The sequence below is a fragment of the Colwellia sp. D2M02 genome, from assembly GCF_018860755.1.
Classification (GTDB): Bacteria; Pseudomonadota; Gammaproteobacteria; order Enterobacterales; family Alteromonadaceae; genus Colwellia; species Colwellia asteriadis.
Genome location: NZ_JAHKPW010000043.1, coordinates 76,910 through 83,440, shown reverse-complemented (window position 1 = coordinate 83,440; position 6,531 = coordinate 76,910). Strand labels below are relative to the sequence as shown.

6 protein-coding genes are annotated in these 6,531 nt (G+C 38.4%); 3 read left to right on the top strand and 3 right to left on the bottom strand.

Features of this window, described 5'->3' with window-relative positions:
• Window positions 1-52: 52 nt before the first annotated feature.
• The gene (locus KO495_RS06985; RefSeq protein WP_354668371.1) at window positions 53-2,581 is read right to left on the bottom strand and encodes a TonB-dependent receptor; all 2,529 of its coding nucleotides are present in this window, start codon (window positions 2,579-2,581) and stop codon (window positions 53-55) included.
• Between the two features lie 526 nt (window positions 2,582-3,107).
• Between KO495_RS06985 and KO495_RS06980 the strand changes: the two genes are divergently transcribed.
• Window positions 3,108-3,326 (top strand): DUF6500 family protein, encoded by a 219-nt coding sequence (locus KO495_RS06980; protein ID WP_215979684.1) that lies wholly within the window; start codon window positions 3,108-3,110, stop codon window positions 3,324-3,326.
• Between the two features lie 46 nt (window positions 3,327-3,372).
• Here the strand turns inward: KO495_RS06980 and KO495_RS06975 are convergent, their stop codons facing one another.
• On the bottom strand, window positions 3,373-3,627 hold the full coding sequence (locus tag KO495_RS06975) for a DUF2164 domain-containing protein (RefSeq protein ID WP_215979683.1): 255 nt from the start codon (window positions 3,625-3,627) through the stop codon (window positions 3,373-3,375).
• A gap of 18 nt (window positions 3,628-3,645) precedes the next feature.
• Entirely contained in the window at window positions 3,646-4,107 is a 462-nt protein-coding gene (locus tag KO495_RS06970) for an Lrp/AsnC family transcriptional regulator (RefSeq protein ID WP_215979682.1), read from the bottom strand.
• Window positions 4,108-4,456: 349 nt separating this feature from the next.
• Here KO495_RS06970 and iscX point away from each other — a divergent pair, with 349 nt between their 5' ends.
• Together iscX and KO495_RS06960 are read left to right on the top strand one after the other, a co-directional pair.
• Complete coding sequence (gene iscX, locus KO495_RS06965) at window positions 4,457-4,669, top strand: Fe-S cluster assembly protein IscX (RefSeq protein WP_215979681.1); 213 nt, start codon at window positions 4,457-4,459, stop codon at window positions 4,667-4,669.
• Window positions 4,670-4,793: 124 nt separating this feature from the next.
• Entirely contained in the window at window positions 4,794-6,482 is a 1,689-nt protein-coding gene (locus KO495_RS06960; RefSeq protein WP_215979680.1) for an NAD-dependent malic enzyme, read from the top strand.
• Window positions 6,483-6,531: the final 49 nt, after the last annotated feature.

The window sequence follows — 6,531 nt, the reverse complement described above, 5'->3', positions numbered from 1 at the left end:
TTATAAGGTTATTAACGACGAACATGCTTAAGGGGAGTGAGTCAATTCACTCTTAAAAATTAAAGCGTACCCCCGCAACTAAACGGCGACCATCTGCGTAGTAACCTGTTAATGCTTGCTCTACACCTTTGCTTTGGTAGGTAAAGGTTTTCTCATCTGTTAAGTTAATCCCTTCCAAAATAAAAGTAATATTTTCATTAAGATCATAAGAGAGGTTTGCATCAACTTGGCCGTAGTCTGATACATAACCAGGCCAACCTTCACCGGTGTCATATCCTGTACGGTAGTTGTAAGAAACACGGCCGCTGAAGTTGTCACCCTCGTAGTAGGCACTTAAATTAACGGTATGATCTGAGTTACCCGGGATTGTAATACTGTTACCGTCACTGTCTTTAGCTTGGCCGTCTACGTAGGTGTAGTTAGCAGATAAACCAGCACCGTCATAAACTTCATGTTGATAACCTAATTCAAGACCTTGAATGGTTCCGCCTTTACCATTAACAGGTCTGTTAATAAGTATTGGTGTGTTTTCAAAGGTTTCTAAAGATTGCTGTGTGTCAATAAATGATTGAATATCTTTTAAGAAAACGACAGCAGAAACAAGACCTGCATCGCTAAAGTACCATTCTAAACCTAAGTCAAACTGTGTAGCGCGGTACGGATCAATATTAGGGTTACCGCCAGTGCCAGTTTGAGTTTCTTTGTTATAAGATGTTGAAGAGGTCATTTTGGCGTAGTCTGGACGAGACATAACACGAGCAGCACTCATACGTAACAATAAGTCATCTTGTAAGTCTACCGCTAAGTTTAAGCTTGGCAAAATATCAAAGTAGCTAGTGTCTTGCGTGGTCCACTGCTCAGCACCTTCTGCACCAGCGTAAGCACTTGATGATTGATCGGTATAAACTAAACGCACACCGACATTACCGCGCAATCCATCGGTATCAATATCAGCTTTTAAGTAACCCGCTGTGATTTTTTCTGTTACTTCAAAAGTACTGGCTTTTAATAAGCGCCAATCCCAATTTAAGGCATCGCCTTCAGCACGAACTTTACTAGAATCAGTTATTGCATAGTTTTTTAAAGTACCCGCAGAGCCTTGACCCGATAAATAATCAGAAGGCATAGCAAGAGAGTAATCAGCTAAACTCCAGTTTAAGTCAGTTCTATTATCTGTGGTGTGCTTAGTATTGAAGCGGCTATGATCACGGTATTTAGCGCCAAACTTAATGGCACTTAAAATACCTAAGTCGATTGAACGTTCAAAATCTACTTGTACATAACTTTCATCGTCTTTTGCGTCATTACTATCATAACGTAAAAAGTCTAAATCCCACTTACTGCCATCCGCTGGATCGGCGGCATAATTTGTTCTAACATCACGTGTACTTGACGCGTCAAAGCTGTGCTCGTAGTTACCACCCCAGCCCACACTACGATCGGCTTGTGAGCCACCGCTACCTTCGGTGTAGCCTAAGTGCATGCTTGAGGTCCAAACATCACCCGTGTGGTCAATTTTTAAATCATAAGACTCGGTTTTTAATTTAGAGTTACGTACTTTGGTTTCATCAAGAATATTATTGCCGTTAGGTGATAAGCCTAGGGTACCGCCAACGGCCATTTTGCCTTCCTGGGCGTGGTCTATTAGCGTAATGTCTGTGTATTGTGAGCCGCCATAACCAGGTAACCAAAGAAAGTTTTGGTTCTCATTATCCATTTTCATGGTGCTGCTTAAGGCATTGAAGGTTATTTCAGTATCATCATTAGGACGATATTGTAGGGTTAAATTACCACCAGTACGAATACGCTCTTGTAAAAACATCGCTGAGCCACCGCCCCCAGGGCTATAAACGTCTTCGTGAACAGTGCCATCGGCCATGGTTATATCACGATCAGCCCAACTCCATGCTTCAATACCATCGCGGCGTAAGTTACGCTCTTGTCTAACTAATGAAATTAAGGCACCGAAGGTTTCATTTTCGTTTTTCCAACTGTATAAGCCAGAAAGTTGCGGGTCGGTTTCTCCTGAAATTTCAGAGTATTGTGCTAGTGCAGAACCAGCAAATTTATTAGCTTCTAAATCAAGTGGTTTACGTGTTCTAACTATGACAGTACCACCAATAGAGCCTTCATCAATATCGGCTTCAGGGGTTTTATAAACTTCTAAGCCAGAGACTATTTCTGATGGCAACATAGTGTAGTTAAAACCACGACTTGCTGCAGAGTTTGTCCACCAATCGGCTGAGCCAACCGCTTGACCATTTAATAACGTTCGGTTTTGACTTTCTGTCGTGCCTCGAATACTAACGCGCTCCCCTTCACCAAAGTTACGCGTGATCGATACGCCCGTGATACGTTGTAATGATTCTGCCACGTTTTGGTCTGGAAATTTACCGATATCTTCCGCGGTTACCGCATCTACAATTGAGTTGGCATAGCGCTTAGTGTTTAAAGACTTAACGACACTGCCACGAATTCCTCGTACTTGAATAACTTCAACTTCTTCAGTTTTTGCACTGTTATTATTGTCACTTTCTGCATATGCATAGCTCAATGAAGGTGTAGCTAATGCACCAACCATTAATGCAGATTTAACGGCATTATTTACTCTACTTAATTTATGACTTTTCATTTTGTTATTCCGCTGTTGTTTTATTTTGAATCGTTTTAATTGACGGTTTTAATAATAAGTAAGGAGTCGACTAAGCTCCTTGGCGTTGTGCTAACTATGCGTTCAAGTGTTGTTAAATAGCGTTAATAAAGACACCGTTAATAGGCGTAATTAAGAGCGGTTGTGACGCAATAAATCATTATTTTATTTATCTGTGCGGCAAAACTATTCGAAAACACTTTTAAACAATTAACTCAACGGCAATTATCTAAAAACAAGCCTCTTGAATAGTCTTGAATTGGTGTGAAAAGTTGTGAAATATAGGATTTAAATTTCAAGTTGTTGAATTTATAGTTTTTATTTTTAATCTTTTAATGATGTAAAATAGATGTAATTTGCTTTATATAAAAATAAATATCCGTTTTTTGGGTGGCGTTATGATATTTTTAGCAGGTGTTTTGTTATTAAAATTGGTAATTTTCTAAAGGGGAGTGAGGTGCGTAATAGTTTACGGAGTAAAATAATTGAAGTGTGCAATAAAAAAATAGCGCAAAAAGGAAATAATGTTGGGTTGTCATTTTATGCTTTTTTTGCCAATAAAAATGATGACCCTGAATTATTAATGGAAGCTGCACAGTGGTGGATAATGCAGCATCAATTAGATCATTTTGAAAAAGCGATTAAAATTAAAACTATGATTGAAAATGATCGATAAATAACCTGAACTCAGCTTAAGAGATATGTGTTAAGCCGAGTTCAGGTTAAATAGGCTTTTCTATCTCAGTAATAGCCTCGTTGACGGTTTCAGCAACATTGTCTAACTTACTTGATATTACCACTTGCGCATCAAACAAACCGCGGTTGTAATAATAGCAGCCAACCTCTTTAGAGAAAAAGTCGAGTAAGAATTCAGCATCAAATTGACCAATGTCTTGATCTAATTCAAGGTTGAAGTAGCGCTGTATTTTATGAACTAATTGGTTTTTCTCTTCTTCGGAAAATTGAATAGGTGTCATTTTCTCTCCAATTGGTGGTTATTTTATATAATCAATCGGTAATGCGGTGGTGTATTTTATTTCTTCCATTGAAAAGCTTGAACTAATATCTGAAAAGTCAGCTTGGGTGATTAATTGCTTATAAAAGCTATCATAAGCCTGCATGTCTGGTACCACAACACGTAGTAAATAGTCTACTTCACCACTCATGCGATACGCTTCAACAATTTCAGGGAACTGCGCAACAATATTGGCAAAGTTATCTAACCACACAGGGTTATGCTGATTGGTTTTAATCATCACAAAAATAGATAAACCGACGTTGAGTTTATTCGGGTCTGCTAAAGCGACACGTTTTCTAATAACTCCTGACTTTTCTAATGCTTGTATACGCCGCCAACAAGGCGTAGTTGATAAGCCTATTTGCTCGGCAATTTCACTATTTGAGAGCGTACAATCTTTTTGTAAAATAGTAAGTATATGTTTATCGAAAGCGTCCATAGCTACCAAATATTGTTGATCTATTTAATTGTATAAAATATTAAACCATATTTAGCACTAAAGTTAGTATACAATTTTATGGTGCAACGTGACGTTGCTGTAATTATTAACATTGAGAATAAACGCCAGTGCGAATTATTGCATAAGTATAACGGGGAAATAACTAGGGCTTGAGTTAGCTAATGAAAAAAGAAGATGCTAAATGGTGGCATACAGACTGCCCCTTTTGTAAAAAACTAAGGTTGCTATTGGTTTGGCTTGTACTAATGTTAGTGGTTGATTATTTGTTTTTTCAGTTACTTTTTTAAAATGATATTTATGTTTATTTCGCGCCTTGTAAGGAATAGCTATGACAGCTTCAGCAGGTTTAAAGTGGACAGATTCATTAGAAATTGCATTGGACTTAATGGAAGTACACAGTGAGGTTGACCCACTGACATTGCATTTTACCGAGTTACGGGCATGGGTGTTAGCTCTAGAGCACTTTGACGATGATCCTAAACATTGCGGTGAACGTGTATTAGAAGCTATTCAGCTAGCATGGATTGCTGAGATGGACTAACTTGTATTATTTTGTCAATACAGCAGCTTGTCTGCTTTGTTGCTGGTAAATAATGCACTATACTTGTGCGTTATCAATATTGTCTATTTTCATCATTCATAAATTATATAAGCAGCAAGTAATAATGACCCAAACAAAGCGCCCACTTTATATCCCTTACGCAGGACCTTCTCTTTTAGAAACCCCTTTATTGAACAAAGGCAGTGCCTTTAGCAAAGAAGAGCGAGTTAGTTTTAACCTTACCGGCTTAGTACCACCGCGTTTTGAAAGTATTGATGAACAAGCCGACCGTGCTTATCGCCAATATAATAGCTTTAGAACCAATATTAATAAGCACATTTATTTACGCGCCATTCACGATAACAATGAAACTTTGTTTTTTAAGTTAGTGCAAAATCACCTCGCTGAAATGATGCCAATTATTTATACGCCAACGGTAGGGGATGCTTGTGAGCAGTTTTCTGATATATACCGTAGTTCGCGTGGTTTATTTATTTCTTATGAAGATAGATACAACATTGATGACATTTTACGTAATGCCACTAAAAATAAAGTAAAAGTTATAGTGGTAACTGATGGTGAGCGTATTTTAGGTTTAGGTGACCAAGGTATTGGTGGCATGGGTATTCCTATTGGTAAATTATCTTTGTATACCGCTTGTGGTGGTATTAGCCCTGCTTATACTTTGCCAGTAATGCTTGATGTTGGTACTAATAATCAAAAATTACTTGATGATCCTATGTATATGGGGGCGCGTCATAAGCGTATTGATCAAGACTCTTACGACGAGTTTTTAGAATTATTTATTAGCGCCGTTAAGCGTCGTTGGCCGCATGTTTTATTACAGTTTGAAGACTTTGCACAACCTAATGCAATGCCGTTATTACAGCGTTACCGTGATCGAATTTGTTGTTTCAATGATGATATTCAAGGTACAGCTTCAGTTACCGTAGGCACTTTACTTGCTGCATGTCGAAGCCGTGGCGTGCAACTATCAACCTTAAAAGTTGCTTTTGTTGGTGCAGGCTCAGCAGGTTGCGGTATTGCAGAGCAAATTATTAGCCAAATGGTTAGTGAAGGTATTAATGAAGAACAAGCTCGTAGCCAAGTATTTATGGTTGATCGCTTTGGTTTATTAACCGATGGCATGAGCGATTTACGCGACTTTCAACAGAAGTTAGTCCAAGATAAAAGCTTGTTAAAAGATTGGGATATTAACGAGGAGTATGCTTCATTACTTGAAGTTATGCATGGCGCAAAACCAGATATTTTAATTGGCGTTTCAGGTCAAGCGGGCCTATTTACCGAAGAAGTGATTAAAGCGATGAAGTCTCATTGTGAATTACCGATTATTTTCCCGTTAAGTAACCCTTCTCGCCAAGTTGAAGCAACACCAACACAAGTCATTAACTGGACCGAAGGTAAGGTTATTATTGCTACTGGTAGTCCGTTTGAAGCGGTTGAGTATCAAGCTCAGTCTTATCCTGTTGCGCAGTGTAACAACAGTTATATTTTCCCTGGTATTGGTTTGGGCGTAGTATCAGCTAACATTAGTCGTGTGACTGATGAAATGTTATTAGTTGCTAGCGAAACTTTAGCAGCAGCATCACCATTAGCCAATGGCACCTCTAATGAATTGTTACCGCCATTAACTGAAATCGCTCAGTTGAGTAAAGATATTGCCTTTGCAATTGCACAAGTGGCTTATCAGCAAAACTTAGCATTAGAGCTAAGCGAAGAAGAATTACGAGCGAAAATAAATCGTAATTTTTGGAAGCCTGCATATCGCCAATATCGTCGTATTAGCGTGTAACTTTATTAACAGTCAAGTTAGCTAGGCAATAGCTAGCTAAGCTATAATA

What these genes read in the sequence shown, in the direction of transcription:
- KO495_RS06985 (WP_354668371.1), bottom strand. Translation starts at nt 2,581, where the DNA reads ATGGTTGGTGCATTAGCTACACCTTCATTGAGCTATGCATATGCAGAA.
- iscX (WP_215979681.1), top strand. Translation starts at nt 4,457, where the DNA reads ATGACAGCTTCAGCAGGTTTAAAGTGGACAGATTCATTAGAAATTGCA.
- KO495_RS06970 (WP_215979682.1), bottom strand. Translation starts at nt 4,107, where the DNA reads ATGGACGCTTTCGATAAACATATACTTACTATTTTACAAAAAGATTGT.
- KO495_RS06960 (WP_215979680.1), top strand. Translation starts at nt 4,794, where the DNA reads ATGACCCAAACAAAGCGCCCACTTTATATCCCTTACGCAGGACCTTCT.
- KO495_RS06975 (WP_215979683.1), bottom strand. Translation starts at nt 3,627, where the DNA reads ATGACACCTATTCAATTTTCCGAAGAAGAGAAAAACCAATTAGTTCAT.